Raw genomic sequence first — 18,278 nt, 5'->3', positions numbered from 1 at the left:
GATGTCTTCTTCGCCTGATCCCCGCACCACGACCGCCACCGGCACCGACGTCCGCGTCCGGTTCTGCCCCTCGCCGACCGGTCTTCCGCACGTCGGTCTCATCCGCACGGTGCTGTTCAACTGGGCGTACGCGCGTCACACCGGCGGCAAGCTCGTGTTCCGCATCGAAGACACCGACGCCGCGCGCGACAGCGAGGAGAGCTACCAGCAGCTCCTGGACGCCCTGCGCTGGCTCAAGATCGACTGGGACGAGGGGGTCGAGCTCGGCGGCCCGCACGCCCCGTACCGCCAGTCTCAGCGCCACCACATCTACCGCGAGGTGCTCGACAAGCTCATCGCCGCCGGAGCCGTCTACGAGAGCTACTCGACCGCGGAGGAGATCGACGCCCGCAACGAGGCGAACGGCCGCGCGAAGCAGCTCGGTTACGACAACTACGACCGCGACCTCACCGACGAGCAGAAGGCGGCCTTCCGCGGCGAGGGCCGCGAGCCCGCCTGGCGCCTGCGCGTGCCCGACGAGGACCTCACCTACGTCGACCTGATCCGCGGCGAGGTGACCTTCCCCGCCGGGTCGTTCCCCGACTTCGTGCTCGTGCGTGCCGGCGGCGTGCCGCTGTACCCGTTCGTGAACCCCGTCGACGACGCGCTCATGGGCATCACCCACGTCATCCGCGGCGAGGATCTCATGCCCTCGACCGCCCGTCAGCTCGCGCTGTACAGCGCACTGGTCGATGCCGGTGTCACGACGTTCGTCCCGCGCTTCGCGCACATGCCCCTCGTGCTCGGCGAGGAGGGCAACAGGAAGCTCTCCAAGCGCGACCCGAAGGCCGACCTCTTCCTGCAGCGCGACAAGGGCTTCATCCACGAGGGGCTGCTCAACTACCTGGCGCTCCTCGGCTGGTCGATCGGCCCCGACCGCGACGTCTTCTCGCTCGAGGAGCTCGTGGCGGCGTTCGACATCGTCGACGTCAACCCGAACCCGGCGCGCTTCGACCAGAAGAAGGCGGAGTCGATCAACGGCGACCACATCCGGATGCTGCAGCCCGGAGACTTCGCCGATCGCCTGGTGCCGTACCTGGCCGCTGCCGGAGTGGTCGCCGAGAACCCGACGCCGGCGCAGGAAGCCATGCTCGTCGCTGCCGCCCCGCTGGTGCAGGAGCGCATGCAGCTGCTCGGCGACGCGCCGGGCCTGCTCGGCTTCCTCTTCTCCGACGCGGTCACGTACCAGGACGACGCCCTCGCCTCCCTGCCGGCGAACGCCAACGAGGTGCTTGTCGCCTCGGTCGGCGCCCTCGAGCTCGTGCCCGACACCGAGTTCACCGCCGCCGCGGTGCAGGACGCCCTCGCCGGCGCCCTGATCTCGCCCGTGGAGGAGGGTGGCCTCGGCCTCAAGCCCCGCGTCGCCTACGGCCCCCTCCGCGTCGCGCTGAGCGGCCGCCGGGTGTCGCCGCCGCTGTTCGAGTCGATGGAGCTGCTCGGCAAATCCGAGTCGATCCGCCGCCTCGGAGCACTGCTCGACGCGCGCGGGTGACGGCTCGGTTTGGAGCACGTGCCCGCGTCGCGTAGACTCATTCCTCGGCACCGCTTCGGCTGAAAGCCTTGGGGTATGGTGTAATTGGCAACACGGCTGATTCTGGTTCAGTTGTTCTTGGTTCGAGTCCAGGTACCCCAGCAAGACGAGAAAACCCCCGCTGAGCGGGGGTTTTCGTTTTCCTGGACAGTGGATGCCGCGGCCTCAGGCGTCTGCGAGGACCGCGGCGGCAGCATCCCGTCCCAGCGCGAAGTAGGCGGGGTTGTCGTCGCTGTGGGCGAGCAGCATGAGCACGACGGCGGCAGCCCAGGCGCGCGCCCGGACCCAGACGTCGGCGTCGTAGTTTGAGCCCGCTGCGGCGATGAACCGCGCGCGCCCCGCGGCGTCGAAGGCCAGCCAGGCGACCGCCAGGTCGTAGGCGGGGTCGCCCGCGGTGACGTCGCCGAAGTCGATGATCGCGGCGAGAGTGCCGTGGCGTGTGACGAGGTTGCCCGGGTGCAGGTCGCCGTGGATCCACACCGGCGTGCGATCCCACGGCTCCGCCGCGAGTCCGGCCTCCCACAGTCGGTGCACGGCATCCGCAGTGGGGTCGTCGAGGATGCCGCCGGCGCGCAGCGTCCGCAGTCGCTCTTCGACGGCGTCCGTGCGCGCGGCGAGGGGGACACCGCGGAACGGATTGACCGGATGATCGTCGGGGGCGTCCGCGTGCAGAGCTGCGAGCGCACGAGCGAGCGTGTCGGCCCACTCGCCGCGCTCGGCGAGCGGCTGGTCGAGAGCCGAGACGCCGTCGATCCACGGCACGACGGACCATGCCCACGGGTAGCCGTGGCCCGCCACACCGTCGACCACGGGCGCCGGAACGCGCAGGCCGACCGGTGCGAGCCGCTCGGCCACGCCCGGCAGCACCGCCTGCTCGTGCAGGACGAGGGGTGCGGCGAGAGCGCGTCGGGGGAGTCGCACGGCGTACTCGTCGCCGAGCCGCCACACCTCGCTGTCCCAGCCCTCGGCGACCTTGCGGAGGGGCAGGCCGGTGGCGTCGGGGATGATCGCGCCCGCCTGGCCGCCGAGCAGCCGGCGGATGAGTGCGATGTCGATCGAGATCTCGGCGGCGGGCTTGTCGGGCACCGTACGAAGATACTCTCTTGCGATTATGTGGGAATGTGTTGTAATGTGTGGGAATCCAACGGAGGGTTTCCCACATGTACGCGACGGAGCGCCACGAGCAGATCGAGCTCCTGCTGGCCGCACAGAGCCGCGTGAGCGTCGTCGAGCTCGCCGAGCGCTTCGACGTCACGACCGAGACCATCCGCCGCGATCTCGACCACCTCGAGTCGGCCGGCGCGCTGCGCCGGGTTCACGGGGGAGCGGTGAGCCGGGAGCGGGCCAGCACGCGCGAGCCCTCGCTCGCCGAGCGGCTCGAGCACCACGGCGGCGCCAAGGCCGCCATCGGTCAGCGCGCCCTGGACGCCCTCGGCGCCGACTTCACCGGATCCGTCTTCCTCGATGCCGGCACGACCACGGCGGCCGTGGCCTCAGCGCTGATCCCGCGCCTCTCCACCGCGCGGATCGAGGTCGTGACGCACTCGCTGACCCTCGGCAACACGCTGGCCGGCGTCCCGGGCGCCTCGCTCTCGCTCGTCGGGGGTCGCGTGCGCGGACTCACCGCCGCGGCCGTGGGCGCCGACACGGTCCGCGCCATCGGCGCCCTGCGTCCCGACGTCGCCTTCGTCGGCACCAACGGCGTGTCCGCGACCTTCGGTCTCAGCACGCCCGACCCCGACGAGGCGGCTGTCAAGCGCGCGATCGTCGAGTCGGCGCGTCGTGTGATCGTCGTGGCCGACGCCGAGAAGCTCGGCGCGGAGCTGCTCGTCGGCTTCGCGCCGCTGTCCGACATCGACGTGCTGGTGACGGATGCCGCACCCGACGCAGAACTCGCGTCCGCGCTCGCGGACGCCGACGTGGAGGTCTGGCTCGCATGATCGTGACGCTCACCGCCAACCCGTCCCTCGACCGCACCGTGATGCTTCCCGCCCCTCTGCAGGTCGGGGACGTGCAGAGCGCGGCCTCCACACGGGAGGATGCCGGCGGCAAGGGGATCAACGTCGCCCGCGCCATTGCGGCTGCAGGCGAGGACTGCAGCGCGGTGCTGCCGCTCGCACCGGGTGATCCGTTCGACGCGGCCCTCCGCGCGGCCGAGGTCGACGCAGAGCGCGTTCCGATCCGCGGAAACGTGCGCGCCAACATCGCGATCACCGACCCGGCCGGGGTCACCACGAAGCTGAACCTGCCCGGCGCGGAGCTCTCGCCCGACGAGGTCTCCGCGGTGATCGATGCGGTGGTGGCAGCATCCGTCGGCGCACGTTGGCTGGTGCTGGCAGGCTCGTTGCCTCCCGGGGTAGCTGATGACTTCTACGTGCGCGTGATCGCCGCCGTTCGCCGGGCGCACGGCGAGAACGCCCCGCTCATCGCGGTCGACACCTCCGGCCCGGCGCTCACGGCCGTCGTCGCCGACGGCGCGCCAGATCTCATCAAGCCGAACGACGAGGAGCTCGCCGAGCTCGCCGGCGTCGCCATCGACGGCGCCGACCCGCGGGCGGTGCTCGACGTCGCGCGCGTTCTCGTCCCCGCACGCGTGCGGGCTGCGCTCATCACCCTCGGCTCCCGCGGTGCCGTGCTCGTCGACGCCGAGGGCGCCTGGGCGGCCACGCCGCCGCCGATCCAGGTCGTGAGCACGGTCGGCGCGGGCGACAGCTCGCTCGCGGGATACGTGCTCGCTGCGACCCGCGGTGCCGACAACGGCGAGCGGTTGCGCCTGGCCGTTCGGTACGGGTCGGCCGCCGCATCCCTTCCCGGCACGAAGGCGCCAGCTCCCGCAGACCTTCCCACCGGCGACGTGCCCGTCACACGTCTCGACTGACACCCACCCACCCCACCCCACGACCGCAGGAGGTCACCGTGTCCGACACCATCACCCCAGGCCTGGTGAGCCTCGACGTCCCCCTGGGCGCCGACAAGGCCGCCGTCATCCGGTCCCTCGCCGCACGCGTGGTCGCGCAGGGTCGCGCGACCGACGCCGAAGCGCTCTACGCCGACGCGTGGGCCCGTGAGGAGAAGGACGAGACCGGGCTTCCCGGCGGCATCGCCATCCCGCACGCCAAGAGCGCCGCGGTGACGACCCCGTCCCTCGCCTTCGCGCGACTGAACCCGGGCGTCGACTTCGGAGCGCCGGACGGCGCCGCCGATCTCGTGTTCCTCATCGCCGCCCCCGCGGACGCCGCCGAGGCGCACCTCGCGGTGCTCTCGAAGCTCGCCCGCAGCCTCATGCAGGAGGACTTCACCTCGGGCTTGCGCGCCGCCTCGTCCGACGACGACGTCGTGGGGTCGGGGCGGGGGCCCGCGGGGGGGGGGGGGGCGGCGCCGCCCCCCGCCGCGCCTGCGGCCGCCGCGGCACCCAGTGCCGCATCGGGCCTCGTCGTCGACGGCCGCCCGGCACGCGTCGTCGCGGTCACGGCCTGCGCGACCGGCATCGCGCACACGTTCATGGCCGCCGACGCCCTCACCGCGGCCGGCAAGAAGGCCGGCATCGACCTCGTCGTCGAGCCGCAGGGCTCGAGCGGGTATCAGGCGCTTCCGTCCGACGTCATCCGCAACGCCGACGCCGTGATCTTCGCCACCGACGTCGACGTGCGCGAGTCGCAGCGGTTCGCCGGCAAGCCGGTCGTGCGGTCGGGCGTCAAGCGCGGCATCGAGCAGCCTGACCAGCTGATCTCGGAGGCCGTCGCCGCCGCGAACGACCCGTCCGCCACGCGGGTGGGGGGAGAGGCGGGCGCCGCTGCGGCGGGCCCCCCCGGGGGGGGGGGGGGAGAGGCGCCCGCCGCTGCGGCGGCCCCCGCAGAGACGATGTCGTGGGGTGCCCGCATCCAGCGGATCCTCCTCACCGGCGTCAGCTACATGATCCCGTTCGTCGCGGGCGGCGGTCTGCTGATCGCCCTCGGCTTCCTCATCGGCGGTGTCAACGTCAACGCCGACGACGCGGCATTCACGGTTATCAAGGACAACGCGCTGTGGGCGCTGCCGGAGGGCGGGCTCGCGCAGTACTTCGGGTCGGTGTTCTTCGTGATCGGCGTGACGTCGATGGGCTTCCTGGTGTCGGCGCTGGCCGGCTACATCGCCTTCGCGATCGCGGACCGCCCCGGCATCGCCCCCGGCTTCGTCGCCGGCGCGATCGCAGCCCTGATGGGCGCCGGCTTCATCGGCGGCATCATCGGTGGTCTGCTCGCGGGCTACGTCGCGTGGTGGATCGGGCGATTCAACGCCCCGCGTTGGCTGCGCGGACTCATGCCTGTCGTGATCATCCCGCTCGTGGCGTCGATCGTGGCCTCCGGGCTCATGATCCTGTTCCTCGGCCGGCCCATCGCGACCCTGATGGTCGGGCTGAACGACTGGCTCACCGGCCTCGCCGCGACGGGCGCGATCATCCTCGTCGGCGTGATCCTGGGTCTCATGATGTGCTTCGACCTGGGCGGTCCGGTCAACAAGGTCGCCTACGCGTTCGCGGTCGCGGGCTTGGCGTCCGCGTCGGCGGAGAACACCACGCCGTACCTGATCATGGCCGCGGTCATGACCGCCGGCATGGTCCCCCCGCTCGCGATGGCGCTCGCGTCCACAGTGCTGGCGCGAAACATGTTCCCCCCGGTCGAGCGTGAGAACGGCAAGGCGGCCTGGCTGCTCGGCGCGGCGTTCATCAGCGAGGGCGCGATCCCGTTCGCCGCGGCGGACCCGCTCCGCGTCATCCCGGCGATGATGGCGGGTGGCGCGGTCACCGGCGCGCTCAGCATGGCGTTCGCCGTCCAATCGCTGGCGCCTCACGGCGGCATCTTCGTCCTCTTCGCGATCAACCCGATCTGGGGGTTCCTGATCGCCCTGGCCGCGGGCACGGTCGTCTCGGCCCTCACGGTGATCGCCCTCAAGAAGTGGATCGCCCCGAAGGAGCTCGAAGAGGCCGAAGCGCGCGTACCCGTGGCGGCCTGAGGTCGTCGTCCGCCAGAATCGGAATCGTCGACCGCCGAGGTCCGACACAGACAGGAGAGAACCATGGCAGAACGTCAGGCCACCATCGCCAGCAGTTCGGGACTCCACGCCCGCCCCGCGAAGCTCTTCGTGCAGGCCGTGCAGGCGCAGCCCGTCCCGGTCACGATCGCGGTCGAGGGCGGTGCCGACCTCAACGCCGGCAGCATCCTGTCGCTGATGGGCCTCGGTGCCTCGCAGGGGACCGTCGTGACCCTCAAGGCCGACGGCGACGGCGCGGAAGAGGCGCTGGACGCCCTGGTCGCTCTGCTCGAGACGGACCTCGACGCACAGTAAGCACCGAAGAATGTGACGACGGATGCCGCGGGTCGAAGCCGCTGCGGCATCCGTCGTCCGCGTTCTGCGGCGTCTTCCGGCGCTCCCGGTTCAGATGTCGGTGCTGTCCCCGGGGTTCAGTGCGAGGAGCTCCCCGCCGTCCTGCTCGGCCGCCCAGCCCAGGCGCGCGCGGCCCATGTCGCGGCCCGCGACCGACAGCGTCATGTCGTGCGTGCCGAAGACGCGCCGCGGGGCGACGGCGAGCACGAAGTCCATCGCCTCGCCGATCTTGAGCCATGGGGCGCCGACCGGAGACGCCAGCAGCTTCACCGCTCGTCCCTTCGGGACGGCGTACGAGTCTCCGGGGTAGTAGAACTCGTCGTTCACGAGCACTCCCACGTTGTCGACGACCGGGATCGACTCGTGGATCACCGCGTGCCGGCCGCCGAAGAACTCGAGGCGGAACGGCTCGACCTCGACGACGTCGCCCGGATGGACGATCGTCACGTTGTAACCCTCGGCCGCCTTCGATACGCCCTCGGGGGCGAAGATCGGCGTCCCCGGGAACGTCTGGAGGATGCGGTCCAGGTGGTCCGGTGTCCAGTGGTCGGGGTGCTCGTGCGTGATGACGATCGCGACGACGCCCTCGAGGTCTCCGAGCGGGGCCGTGAACGACCCCGGGTCGATGACGACCGTGCTGCCGGTGTCGACGAGGGTCAGGGTGGCGTGCTCGAACTTCGTGACTCGCATGCGTCGAGTCAAGCGCTACGGCGTCGTCGGAGCAAGCGATGAGGGGGCGGCGCGCCTGTGCCCGCGTCGATTTGGAGAGGGGTTGTGGCCCGTGGCATAATCGAACGGTTGCCTGAACGGCCCCATCGTATAGCGGCCTAGTACGCCGCCCTCTCACGGCGGTAACGCGGGTTCGAATCCCGCTGGGGTCACCAGTCAGGCAACAACGTCGCAACCTCGGTTGCGGCGCGCTGTACGGCCCCATCGTATAGCGGCCTAGTACGCCGCCCTCTCACGGCGGTAACGCGGGTTCGAATCCCGCTGGGGTCACACGCGTGACAGAGCCCCCGAGTCCACCAGGACCCGGGGGCTCTTCGCTGTACCGGCACACGCCGGCGCCGCAGTGCTCAGCGCGGCTGGTCGGCTTCGACCGACGAGGGAGGCGGGGTCGCAGCACCCGTCCGCCGACGCCGACGCCCGCGCACGAGTCGCACGATGCCCCACACCACGAGGGCGATCACGGCCGCCACGGCGAGCCAGGGCAGGAGGAAGCCGAGCGCCACCACGATGCCGTTGAGCGTGGCGACGAGGCCGTTCCAGCCGGCGGCGAGGCCGTCGCCGAACCCGGCGGGATCGGCGGTCACCGGCTCGACCTCGGGCACGACCGTGACAGACAGCGTCGACATGGCGACCTGGTCGTCGAGCATCTCGAGCTGCTGCTGGTAGGACTCCAGCGTCGCCTGGCGTTCCGAGAGCGCGGACTCCGCGGCGATGAGATCGGCGACGCTCTGCGCCTGTGCCATCAGCTCGGTGAGGCGGTCCACAGACGCCTGTGCCGCATCGATGCGGGCCTCGAGATCCACCGTCTGCTCGGTGACGTCCTGACGGGACAGGTTGGTCGCCGTCACCTCGCCCACGTCGCCGAGCTCGTCGACGACGCTCTGCAGCTGGTCGGCGGGGACGCGGACGGTGATCCACGCGCCGTCCGTCGGATACGGGTAGGGCATGGTGTCGTAGACGATGCCGCCGTCGCTGGGACTCACCGGGTACACCGTGCCGTCGCTTCCGACGCTCATCGACTCGACATAGCCGCTGTGGGCGACTGCCGAGTTGGCGATGGTCCGCGCGGCCACGTCGACCTCCTCGGCGGTGACCGTCGCAGAGGCCGTGGTGATGATGTCGCGATCAGCGGCCGCCGAGCCGGCGGCGGTGTCGCCGGCTGCTCCCGGGGCGACCGTGAGCGGTGCGGATTCGCGCGTGTCGGCACCCGAGGAGTCCGTCGTGTTCGCGCCGGGCCCGGAGTCGGCGGGCGCGACGGGCGCGACGGCGTATTCGTCGCCGACGCCGCCCCCTGAGGGACTGACCAATGAGCCCACCGACGGGGCGATGACGGCCGCGACGGCGATCACCGCGGCTGCCGCGCCGCCGGCGATCCAGAGGCGTCCTCGTCGCGTGCGCCGTGCGGACAGGCGTGCCCGCTCGTGCGCGATGTCGGCGAAGAGAGCGTCCTCGATCTCGTCGATGCGCTCGCTGCTGAGCTCGGGGAGGGATGCGGGGGTCTCGGGACCCGGGGGCTGCGTGCTCATGTGCTCTCCTTCACAACGGTCCGCAGTCGGGTGCGGATGCGGGAGAGACGGTTGCGGACGACGCCGTGCGCGACACCGAGCTCGTCGGCGGCCGCCTGGTACGCGTACCCTTCGGTCGCGCACAGCCGGAAGATCGCCCGATCGAGCTCGCCGAGTCCGGCGACCTCGTGCAGGATCGCCTCCGCCAGGCGGTCGTCGATCACCTGCTGCTCGACGTCGACCGTGGACGGCAGGGTCTCGTCGGCCGCGGCCCCGGTGTGCTCGCGGTCGCGCCGCTGCCGGCGGATGCGGTTCGCGGACTGGAACCGGCAGATCGTCGCGAGCCAGGGCAGGAGCGAATCGCCGACCAGGTCGAGGTCGGGGAGCTTGCGCCAGGCGACGAGGAACGTCTCCTGGGTGACCTCCTCGGCGTCCGCCGGGTTGCCGACGAGCCCGTGCGCCAGCCAGTAGACCGGGCGCACGTACGCCCGGTACAGCGTGCGGAAGGCGTGCTCGCTCCCGCCCGCAGCCAGCACCACGAGTTCGGCGTCGCCCGGCACGTCGTCGTCGGCCATCCCCATCCTCCGAATTGTCTCTCACCGTGTCAGTGTCCGCATCGCCTGGATCGTCTCACGGGCGCTGATCGCAGCCCGCCGAGCCTGTATTCTGTTGCGAGCGAGAGGGAGTATCCCGACACCGCGCATCCGTCATCACGGGTCCCGACACTGCGACCCCGGGTGCGCGCCGCAGGCGGTCAGCCGGCGGGGGAGAGACTTTCGGATTCCGCCGACCCCTCTCACGTCCCTTCGAAAGGCCCTCCATGGACCTCGAACTCCCGCTGTGGTTCGAAATCGGATCACTCGTGATCCTCACCCTGATCCTGCTCGCGGATCTGCTGCTCATCCTCAAGCGGCCCCACATCCCCTCGACGCGTGAGTCCACGCTCTGGGTCGTCTTCTACGTGACCCTCGCGCTCATCTTCGCGGGCATCATGTGGATCGTCGCCGGGCCCGAGTACGCCGGCCAGTTCGTCGCCGGCTGGCTCACGGAATACAGCCTGTCGATCGACAACCTCTTCGTCTTCGTGCTGATCATGAGCCAGTTCGCGGTTCCGCGGCGCTATCAGCAGGAAGTCCTGATGGTGGGGATCATCATCGCCCTCGTGCTGCGCGGCATCTTCATCATGGTCGGCGCCGCCGTCATCGAGGAGTTCAGCTGGGTCTTCTACATCTTCGGCGCGTTCCTCGTGTGGACGGCGTGGCGCCAGGCCTTCCCGGGCGGCGACCACGACTCCGACGTGAAGCAGGAGAACTTCGTCGTGCGCATGCTGCGCCGCACGATCGACATCAGCGACCACTACGACGGCGCGAAGATCCGCACGGTCGTGGACGGCAAGAAGATGTGGACGCCGATGATCATCGTGTTCGCGGCGATCGGCGTGACCGACCTGCTGTTCGCGATCGACTCGATCCCCGCGATCTTCGGCATCACCCAGAGCGCGTTCATCGTGTTCACGGCGAACATCTTCGCGCTCATGGGCCTCCGCCAGCTCTACTTCCTCCTCGGCGACCTCCTCGATCGCCTCCGCTACCTGCACTACGGCATCGCGTTCATCCTGGCCTTCATCGGTCTGAAGCTCGTCTTCCACGCCATGCACGTCAACGAGCTTCCGTTCATCAACGGCGGCGAGCCGATCGAATGGGCGCCCGAGATCTCGACGTGGATGTCGCTCGGCGTCATCATCATCTCGATGCTGGTCGCGACGGTGGCGAGCCTCGTCGCGTCCGCGCGTGAGAAGAAGATGCCGAACGCGGATGCTGCCGCCGCCGTCGTGGCGGACGAGAAGGGCACCCCTCCCACGGTCGATCAGCCCCGTTCGGACGACGCTCGCTGATCTCCTTCCTCAGCCGTATCCCTCGGGCCGCCGACCGCCGTCGGCGGCCCGAGGCGCGGGAGGCGCGGGAGGCGCGGGGGAGACGGCAGATGACGGCGGCGGCACGGGTGCCCGTTTCGGCGGTGGTAGCCTGGGCACGTGCGGATCGCTCGCCTTCTCCTTAGCGGCCGCGACGAGTCCTAGTCCCCAGGCCTCCCTCGTCGCGGAGTTCGTCGCGGGCCCCACCCCTTTCGGGCGCAGTCCCACAGAGGAGAACGACTAGCAATGAGCACGACCGATGCATCCGGCATTCCCGACCGTCCCCGTACCCTCGCCGAGAAGGTGTGGGACGATCACGTCGTCGTCCGCGGCGAAGACGGTCAGCCGGACCTGATCTACATCGACCTGCACCTGGTGCACGAGGTCACCAGCCCCCAGGCCTTCGACGGTCTGCGGGCGGAGGGCCGCCCGGTGCGGCGCCTCGACCTGACGATCGCGACCGAGGACCACAACACCCCGACGCTCGACATCGACAAGCCGATCGCCGACCTCACGAGCCGCACCCAGATCGAGACGCTGCGGCGCAACGCCGCCGAGTTCGGCGTGCGCCTGCACTCGCTCGGCGACAAGGAGCAGGGCATCGTCCACGTCGTCGGACCGCAGCTGGGTCTGACCATGCCGGGCATCACGGTGGTCTGCGGAGACTCGCACACCTCCACGCACGGCGCGTTCGGCGCGATGGCGTTCGGCATCGGCACCAGCGAGGTCGAGCATGTCCTCGCGACGCAGACGCTCCCGCTCAAGCCCTTCAAGACCATGGCCATCACGGTCGAGGGCGAGCTGAAGCCCGGCGTCACCGCCAAGGACATCGTGCTGGCGATCATCGCCAAGATCGGTGCGAACGGCGGGCAGGGCTACGTGCTCGAGTTCCGCGGCAGCGCCATCCGGTCCCTCTCCATGGAGGGCCGCATGACGATCTGCAACATGTCGATCGAGGCCGGCGCCCGCGCCGGAATGGTCGCGCCCGACGAGACCACCTTCGCGTACGTGAAGGGCCGTGAGCACGCGCCGACCGGCCAGGACTGGGACGACGCCGTCGCCTACTGGCGGACGCTCCCCAGCGATGAGGGCGCGGTGTACGACGCCGAGGTGTTCCTCGACGCCGCCGAGCTCGAGCCGTTCGTGACGTGGGGCACCAATCCGGGCCAGGGCGTCTCGCTGAGCGCGTCCGTCCCGTCGCCGGAAGACTTCGCCGACCCCAACGAGCGCGCCGCCGCAGAGCGTGCGCTCGAATACATGGATCTCGTTCCCGGCACCCCGCTCAAAGAGGTGCCCGTCGACGCCGTGTTCATGGGGTCGTGCACGAACAGCCGCATCGAGGACCTCCGTGCGTTCGCGTCGGTCATCGAAGGTCGCAAGAAGGCGGACGGTGTCCGTGTCATGGTCGTCCCGGGCTCGGCCCGGGTCCGCCTCGAGGCCGAGGCCGAGGGCCTCGACAAGGTCATCGAGGACTTCGGCGCGGAGTGGCGCTTCGCCGGCTGCTCCATGTGCCTCGGCATGAACCCCGACCAGCTCGCTCCTGGAGAGCGCTGCGCGTCCACGAGCAACCGCAACTTCGAGGGCCGTCAGGGCAAGGGCGGCCGCACGCACCTCGTCTCGCCGCTCGTCGCCGCGGCCACCGCCGTCATGGGCCGCCTCGCGAGCCCGGGCGACCTTCCCGCGCCCGTCGCGGCCGCAGCCGAGGGCACGGAGGCCTGACATGGAGAAGTTCACGACGCACACCGGCATCGCCGCGCCGCTGAAGCGCTCCGCGGTCGACACCGACCAGATCATCCCGGCCGTCTACCTGAAGCGCGTCACCAAGACGGGTTTCGAGGACGCCCTGTTCGCCAGCTGGCGCCAGGACCCAGAGTTCGTGCTGAACCAGCCGGCCTACGCGGGTGCCAGCATCCTCGTCGCCGGCCCCGACTTCGGCACCGGCTCGAGCCGTGAGCACGCCGTCTGGGCGTTGCGCGACTTCGGGTTCAAGGTCGTGCTGAGCCCACGGTTCGCCGACATCTTCCGCGGGAACGCGGGCAAGCAGGGCCTCGTCGCCGGAGTGATCTCGGAGGCCGACCTCGAGGCCGCATGGGCCGCCATCGAGGCGGACCCCGGCGTGTCGATGACAGTCGACCTCGACGCCCGCACCGCGCGCATCGGCGCGCTGGAGCTCCCTTTCGAGATCGACGATTACACTAGGTGGCGGCTTCTCGAAGGGCTCGACGACATCGGGCTCACGCTGCGCGACGCAGACAGGATCGCGCAGTTCGAGGCTCGCCGAGAGGCGTGGCGGCCGCGGACACTTCCCGTTCCGTAAGCCGGGCCGGGTGCCCAGACCCCGGGCACCCGACCGTCGCAAGCCCCCTCTGCACACCAAGTGAGGACCACCGGATGAAGCCGCTCCTGAACGTCGCCGCCGGCGAAAGCACCACTGCCGAAGCGGAAGAGCAGGAACGGACCGGCGAAGTCCTCGCGATCCGGGGCGGGCGACCGCTGACCGGACGCGTCGAGGTGAAGGGCGCCAAGAACCTCGTCACGAAGGCGATGGTCGCAGCTCTCCTGGGAGAGACCGCCAGCACGCTGCGCGACGTCCCCGATATCAGCGACGTCCAGGTGGTCCGCTCGCTTCTCGAAGTCCACGGCGTCCGCGTCGTGGACGGCGAGGAGGAGGGCACGATCCACCTCGACCCGAGCGGGGCCGTCGCCGCGCACTTCGAGGAGATCGACGCGCACGCCGGGGCCTCCCGCATCCCGATCCTCTTCTGCGGGCCGCTGCTGCACCTCCTCGGCGAGGCGCTCATCCCCGACCTCGGCGGGTGCCGCATCGGGGACCGCCCGATCAACTTCCACATGGACGCGCTGCGCGCCTTCGGCGCCGTCGTCGACAAGAGCTACGAGGGCATCCGCATCACCGCCCCCGACGGCCTGCACGGCGCGAACATCGAGCTGCCGTATCCGAGCGTCGGCGCGACCGAGCAGGTGCTGCTCACCGCCGTGCGGGCGAAGGGCGTGACGGAGCTGCGGAACGCCGCGATCGAGCCCGAGATCATGGATCTCATCGCGGTGCTCCAGAAGATGGGCGCCATCATCTCGTACGAGCCGAACCGCGTCATCTTCATCGAGGGCGTCGATTCGCTGCGCGGGTACGACCACCGCGCGATCTTCGACCGCAACGAGGCCGCCTCGTGGGCGTGCGCGGCGCTCGCGACCGACGGTGACATCTTCGTCGGCGGAGCGCGGCAGCAGGAGATGCTGACGTTCCTCAACGTCTTCCGCAAGGCCGGCGGATGGTTCGACGTCCGCGAGGACGGCATCCAGTTCCGTCGCGGAGGGGCCCTGAAGCCCGTCGTCGTCGAGACCGATGTGCACCCCGGCTTCATGACCGACTGGCAGCAGCCGCTCATCGTCGCGCTCACGCAGGCCGAGGGCACCTCGACCGTGCACGAGACCGTGTACGAGAACCGGCTCGGATTCACCGAGGCGCTCAACCTGATGGGCGCCGACATCGCGGTGCACCGCGACGGGATCGATGCGCCCGGCCGTCGCGTTCCCCGCCGAGCCCTGGAGCAGGCCGCCGTGATCAACGGCCCGACACCGCTTCACGGCGCCGACGTGGAAGTCCCCGACCTGCGCGGCGGATACAGCTACGTGATCGCGGCACTGGCCGCCGAAGGGGAGTCGGTCGTCCGCAACGTCGGGATCATCCGTCGCGGCTACGAGAAGTTCTTCGCCAAGCTCGACCAGCTCGGCGCCGACTTCGACGTCATCGGATAACCCGGTGGCCACCGATCGTCCGCGCGCGTCGGCCGAGAAGACGCGACCGAGCGCCTTCTGGCCGCTGGCCGGCCTCCTCGTGCCGCTCCTGAGTCTGCTCTTCAAACTGGAGATCGAAGACGGCAGGAAGCTCCCGCGCGACGGTGCGTACGTCCTCGCTCCGAACCACATGAGCGAGATCGATCCGCTCGTTGTCGCCCTCGCCGTGTGGCGGCTGGGCCGTGCGCCCCGGTTCATGGCGAAAGAGAGTCTGTTCCGCGTGCCGGTGCTGGGGTGGGTCCTGCGCATCACGGGGATGGTGCCGGTCGCTCGTGCGACGTCGGCCGCCGCGGCTCGCGCCACGCTCGAGGCGTCGCAGACGCTCGTGGAGCACGGTCGCGGAGTGATCGTCTACCCGGAGGGCTCGCTCACCCGCGAGCCGAACCTGTGGCCCATGCGCGGCAAGACCGGAGCCGTCCGCCTCGCGCTGGCCGGAGGCATCCCGGTCATCCCCATGGCGCAGTGGGGCTCGCAGCAGGTGCTCCCGCGCTACGGGAAGCTCAAGCTCTGGCCGCTGCGCCGCCGCGTGCGCGTGATCGTGGGCGACCCGGTGGACCTGTCGGCGTATGCCGGGTCGGCCTCGTCGCAGACGGCGCTCGTCGAGGCGACGGACGCCGTGATGGCCGACATCTCAGGCCTCCTCTCGCAGCTGCGTGGCGAGCCCGCACCTGCGGAGCGCTGGAACCCGGCCGATCACGGCCAGAAGGAGACGGGGCGCCTTGAGCCGTAGGCAGGATGCCGCGCGCCCGCGCGTCGCCGTCGTCGGCGCGGGCAGCTGGGGCACGACGTTCGGCAAGATCCTCGCCGACGGCGGTGCCCACGTCACGATGTGGGCACGTCGCCCCGAGCTCGCCAGCGAGATCCAGGAGGGCAAGCGCAACAGCGAGTACCTCCCCGGCATCAACCTGCCGCGCGACATGCACGCCACCCACCACCTGTCGGAGGCGCTCGAGGGTGCCGAGCAGATCTATCTGTCGATCCCGAGCCAGGCGGTGCGCCAGAACCTCAAAGCGGTCCGCCCGCTGATCGCGCAGAGCGACGCGCCCGTCGTGTCGCTCATGAAGGGCGTCGAGCGGCGCACGGGCCTGCGCATGAGCCAGGTGATCGAGCAGGAGCTGCACTGCGACCCCGCGCGCATCGCGGTCGCCTCCGGCCCCAACCTCGCCCTCGAGATCGCCCGCGAGCAGCCGACGGCGGCCGTCATCTCGTCCACGAGCCAGGAGACGGCCGAGGCGGTCGCCCGGCTCGCTCGCAACAAGTACTTCCGCACGTTCGTCAACACCGACGTGATCGGCACCGAGTTCGGCGGCGTGCTCAAGAACCTCATCGCGGTGGCGATCGGCATCGTCGACGGCGTCGGCTACGGCGAGAACACGAAGGCCTCGATCATCACGCGCGGCCTGGTCGAGATGACGGACTTCGCGGTGGCGTTCGGCGCCCAGCACGAGACGCTCCAGGGGCTCGCCGGGCTCGGCGACCTCATCGCGACGTGCCAGTCGCCGCTCAGCCGCAACAACACCGCCGGGCGACTGCTCGGCCAGGGCTATCGCTTCGACGATGTCGTCAAGCAGATGAACCAGACGGCGGAGGGGCTCGCGTCCGTCGCGCCCATCCTGCAGCTGGCGCGGGAGGTGGGCGTGCAGATGCCCATCGTCGAGCAGGTGAAGATGGTGCTCGACGGCACCATGAACCCTCGCGACATCGCGCCGCACCTTACGACCGACGACGACACCCCCCAGGGCGAGAGGACGACGAATGGACAAGCCGGCGGTGGCGGTGCTCTTTGGCGGTCGATCCAGCGAGCACTCGATCAGTTCCGCAACGGCGGGCGGGGTGCTGCGGGCGATCGACCGTGACGGCTACCGCGTGATCCCCGTCGGGATCACGCGCGACGGGGTGTTCGTCCTCGAGGACGACGACCCCGACAAGTTCGCCCTCGACGCGGAACGGCTTCCGGAGGTCGTCGACAACGGCACCCGTGTGCTGTGGCCCGAGGTCGGGGAGCGCGAACTGCGCGTCCGTCGCGCCGACGGGACCGTCGACGACCTGGGCGCCCTCGACGTCGTCCTCCCGATCCTGCACGGCGTGCACGGCGAGGACGGAACGATCCAGGGCTATTTCGACACGCTGGAGATCCCGTACGCCGGCGGCGGTGTGCTCGACTCCGCGCTGTGCATGGACAAGCACTTCATGAAGATCGTCCTGCAGGCGGCGGGCGTGCCCGTCTCTCCCTGGGTCACCGTGACGCAGGAGCGCTGGGACCGCGACCCCGAGGGCGTGCGAGCGGATGCTGCGGCCCTCGGTGAGCCGTCCTTCGTGAAGCCCGCGCGCGCCGGGTCGAGCGTCGGCGTCTCGAAGGTCCACGATGCCTCGGAGCTCGATGCGGCGCTCGCCCTCGCGTTCGCCGAGGACGACAAGGTGCTCATCGAGTCGGCGATCGTCGGCCGCGAGGTCGAGGTCGCGATCCTCGAAGGACGCGGCGGTGCCGCCCCGCGCGCGTCGCTGCCCGGCGAGATCGTGCTCACGACGCGCGAGTTCTACGACTTCGAAGGCAAGTACCTCGGTGGCGACGGTGCCGAGGTCGTCTGCCCCGCGGACCTGACGGACCGCGAGATCGCGGCGATCCAGGAGCTCGGCATCCGTGCCTTCCAGGCAGTCGACGGCAAGGGTCTCGCGCGCGTCGACTTCTTCCTCGCCGCGGACGGGCTCTACGTCAACGAACTCAACACCATGCCGGGGTTCACACCGATCTCGATGTTCCCGAAGTGCTGGATCGCGTCCGGGATGTCGTACCCCGAGCTCATCACGGAGCTCATCGACACGGCACTCGAGCGCGCCCGGCAGACGGTCTCCGTCCGCGCGGTTCGCTGAGTCGGGGACTCAGGGAGCGGGGGTCGCCTCGCCGCGATCGAGGCACTGGCCGTCGACGGGCAGCACGCTGACGATCGGCGACAGGGCGTCGAGCACATCGCGGCTCGACACGCCCTCGCCGTTCTCGTCCGCGGTCGTGTCGAGGTAGATCTCCACGGCGGGGGTGCGGCCGAACGTCGTCACACGGAAGCGAGGCGCGTCGGAGTCGTCGATGATCCAGTCGACGCCCGCGACGTCCTGGCAGGGGAGGGTGGTCGGCCCCGGCGGCTCGACGCCGCACGTGAGCAGCACCGTGGCCGGATCGCCCCACGCCCCGGTGGCCTGAGCGTCGGTCCACCGGCGCGCCTGTCCGCTGACCGTCCCGGGGAGGTTCGAGGTGACCTCCGCACAGAGCGGGTCGTTCGCGGCTTCCGCGGGATCGAGGTCGACGGTGGTGGTGCACCCCGTCAAGCCGACGGCAGCCACCATCGTGAGCCCGAACGCAACCAGGGAGGGGAGAACACGCACCGTTCCA

The 18,278-nt window shown here is 70.5% G+C and carries 17 protein-coding genes and 3 tRNA genes; 15 read left to right on the top strand and 5 right to left on the bottom strand.

The genetic code is table 11. The features are described 5' to 3' along the window. The first annotated feature begins 1 nt into the window (after window position 1). Window positions 2-1,531, top strand: coding sequence for a glutamate--tRNA ligase (gene gltX, locus ACLBXX_RS17395; protein WP_447659053.1), 1,530 nt, complete (start codon window positions 2-4; stop codon window positions 1,529-1,531). 69 nt (window positions 1,532-1,600) lie between these two features. Next, window positions 1,601-1,672, top strand: a tRNA-Gln gene (locus ACLBXX_RS17390). A 63-nt stretch (window positions 1,673-1,735) separates the two neighbouring features. On the opposite strand, the gene ACLBXX_RS17385 is transcribed toward ACLBXX_RS17390, so the two are convergent. Next, entirely contained in the window at window positions 1,736-2,656 is a 921-nt protein-coding gene (locus tag ACLBXX_RS17385; RefSeq protein ID WP_447659052.1) for an aminoglycoside phosphotransferase family protein, read from the bottom strand. A gap of 74 nt (window positions 2,657-2,730) precedes the next feature. Here ACLBXX_RS17385 and ACLBXX_RS17380 point away from each other — a divergent pair, with 74 nt between their 5' ends. From ACLBXX_RS17380 to ACLBXX_RS17365, 4 genes are all read left to right on the top strand, one after another. Next, window positions 2,731-3,510 carry a DeoR/GlpR family DNA-binding transcription regulator gene (locus ACLBXX_RS17380; RefSeq protein WP_447659051.1) on the top strand — a complete coding sequence of 260 codons (780 nt, stop codon included), beginning with the start codon at window positions 2,731-2,733 and terminating at the stop codon, window positions 3,508-3,510. Continuing rightward, window positions 3,507-4,448 carry a 1-phosphofructokinase gene (pfkB, locus tag ACLBXX_RS17375; protein WP_447659050.1) on the top strand — a complete coding sequence of 314 codons (942 nt, stop codon included), beginning with the start codon at window positions 3,507-3,509 and terminating at the stop codon, window positions 4,446-4,448. Before ACLBXX_RS17380 ends, pfkB begins: the two co-directional genes overlap by 4 nt. 38 nt (window positions 4,449-4,486) lie before the next feature. Then, window positions 4,487-6,562 (top strand): PTS fructose transporter subunit IIABC, encoded by a 2,076-nt coding sequence (locus tag ACLBXX_RS17370; RefSeq protein ID WP_447659049.1) that lies wholly within the window; start codon window positions 4,487-4,489, stop codon window positions 6,560-6,562. Window positions 6,563-6,625: 63 nt separating this feature from the next. Next, entirely contained in the window at window positions 6,626-6,895 is a 270-nt protein-coding gene (locus tag ACLBXX_RS17365; RefSeq protein ID WP_045297931.1) for an HPr family phosphocarrier protein, read from the top strand. Between the two features lie 90 nt (window positions 6,896-6,985). Here ACLBXX_RS17365 and ACLBXX_RS17360 read toward each other — a convergent pair whose 3' ends face one another. Beyond that, entirely contained in the window at window positions 6,986-7,624 is a 639-nt protein-coding gene (locus ACLBXX_RS17360) for an MBL fold metallo-hydrolase (protein ID WP_310291308.1), read from the bottom strand. A 118-nt stretch (window positions 7,625-7,742) separates the two neighbouring features. Here ACLBXX_RS17360 and ACLBXX_RS17355 point away from each other — a divergent pair. Beyond that, window positions 7,743-7,818: transfer RNA gene (locus tag ACLBXX_RS17355), tRNA-Glu, on the top strand. A 42-nt stretch (window positions 7,819-7,860) separates the two neighbouring features. Beyond that, window positions 7,861-7,933, top strand: a tRNA-Glu gene (locus ACLBXX_RS17350). Window positions 7,934-8,010: 77 nt separating this feature from the next. On the opposite strand, the gene ACLBXX_RS17345 is transcribed toward ACLBXX_RS17350, so the two are convergent. Both ACLBXX_RS17345 and ACLBXX_RS17340 read right to left on the bottom strand, forming a co-directional pair. Further along, the gene (locus tag ACLBXX_RS17345; RefSeq protein WP_447659048.1) at window positions 8,011-9,189 is read right to left on the bottom strand and encodes a DUF4349 domain-containing protein; all 1,179 of its coding nucleotides are present in this window, start codon (window positions 9,187-9,189) and stop codon (window positions 8,011-8,013) included. After that, on the bottom strand, window positions 9,186-9,743 hold the full coding sequence (locus ACLBXX_RS17340) for an RNA polymerase sigma factor (protein WP_310291304.1): 558 nt from the start codon (window positions 9,741-9,743) through the stop codon (window positions 9,186-9,188). Before ACLBXX_RS17340 ends, ACLBXX_RS17345 begins: the two co-directional genes overlap by 4 nt. A 245-nt stretch (window positions 9,744-9,988) precedes the next feature. On the opposite strand from ACLBXX_RS17340, the gene ACLBXX_RS17335 reads away from it, so the two are divergent. The 7 genes from ACLBXX_RS17335 (at window position 9,989) to ACLBXX_RS17305 (ending at window position 17,764) form a co-directional block, all read left to right on the top strand. After that, on the top strand, window positions 9,989-11,062 hold the full coding sequence (locus tag ACLBXX_RS17335) for a TerC family protein (protein ID WP_447659047.1): 1,074 nt from the start codon (window positions 9,989-9,991) through the stop codon (window positions 11,060-11,062). 264 nt (window positions 11,063-11,326) lie between these two features. After that, window positions 11,327-12,799 carry a 3-isopropylmalate dehydratase large subunit gene (gene leuC / locus ACLBXX_RS17330; protein ID WP_387136838.1) on the top strand — a complete coding sequence of 491 codons (1,473 nt, stop codon included), beginning with the start codon at window positions 11,327-11,329 and terminating at the stop codon, window positions 12,797-12,799. 1 nt (window position 12,800) lies between these two features. Next, window positions 12,801-13,397 (top strand): 3-isopropylmalate dehydratase small subunit, encoded by a 597-nt coding sequence (leuD, locus tag ACLBXX_RS17325; protein WP_387136840.1) that lies wholly within the window; start codon window positions 12,801-12,803, stop codon window positions 13,395-13,397. A gap of 74 nt (window positions 13,398-13,471) precedes the next feature. After that, on the top strand, window positions 13,472-14,854 hold the full coding sequence (murA, locus tag ACLBXX_RS17320; RefSeq protein WP_387136842.1) for a UDP-N-acetylglucosamine 1-carboxyvinyltransferase: 1,383 nt from the start codon (window positions 13,472-13,474) through the stop codon (window positions 14,852-14,854). Between the two features lie 4 nt (window positions 14,855-14,858). Continuing rightward, window positions 14,859-15,623, top strand: a complete 765-nt coding sequence (locus tag ACLBXX_RS17315; protein ID WP_387136844.1) for a lysophospholipid acyltransferase family protein — start codon at window positions 14,859-14,861, stop codon at window positions 15,621-15,623. Further along, complete coding sequence (locus ACLBXX_RS17310) at window positions 15,613-16,749, top strand: NAD(P)H-dependent glycerol-3-phosphate dehydrogenase (RefSeq protein ID WP_447659046.1); 1,137 nt, start codon at window positions 15,613-15,615, stop codon at window positions 16,747-16,749. Before ACLBXX_RS17315 ends, ACLBXX_RS17310 begins: the two co-directional genes overlap by 11 nt. Beyond that, window positions 16,649-17,764, top strand: coding sequence for a D-alanine--D-alanine ligase family protein (locus ACLBXX_RS17305; RefSeq protein ID WP_447659045.1), 1,116 nt, complete (start codon window positions 16,649-16,651; stop codon window positions 17,762-17,764). Before ACLBXX_RS17310 ends, ACLBXX_RS17305 begins: the two co-directional genes overlap by 101 nt. 9 nt (window positions 17,765-17,773) lie before the next feature. Here ACLBXX_RS17305 and ACLBXX_RS17300 read toward each other — a convergent pair whose 3' ends face one another. Beyond that, on the bottom strand, window positions 17,774-18,271 hold the full coding sequence (locus ACLBXX_RS17300) for a DUF3515 family protein (protein WP_387136850.1): 498 nt from the start codon (window positions 18,269-18,271) through the stop codon (window positions 17,774-17,776). Between the last annotated feature and the right edge of the window lie 7 nt (window positions 18,272-18,278).

The organism is Microbacterium sp. C23T, from assembly GCF_053345975.1.
Note: the sequence above shows the minus strand (reverse complement) of the source record. Positions and strands in the feature narration are given on the sequence as shown.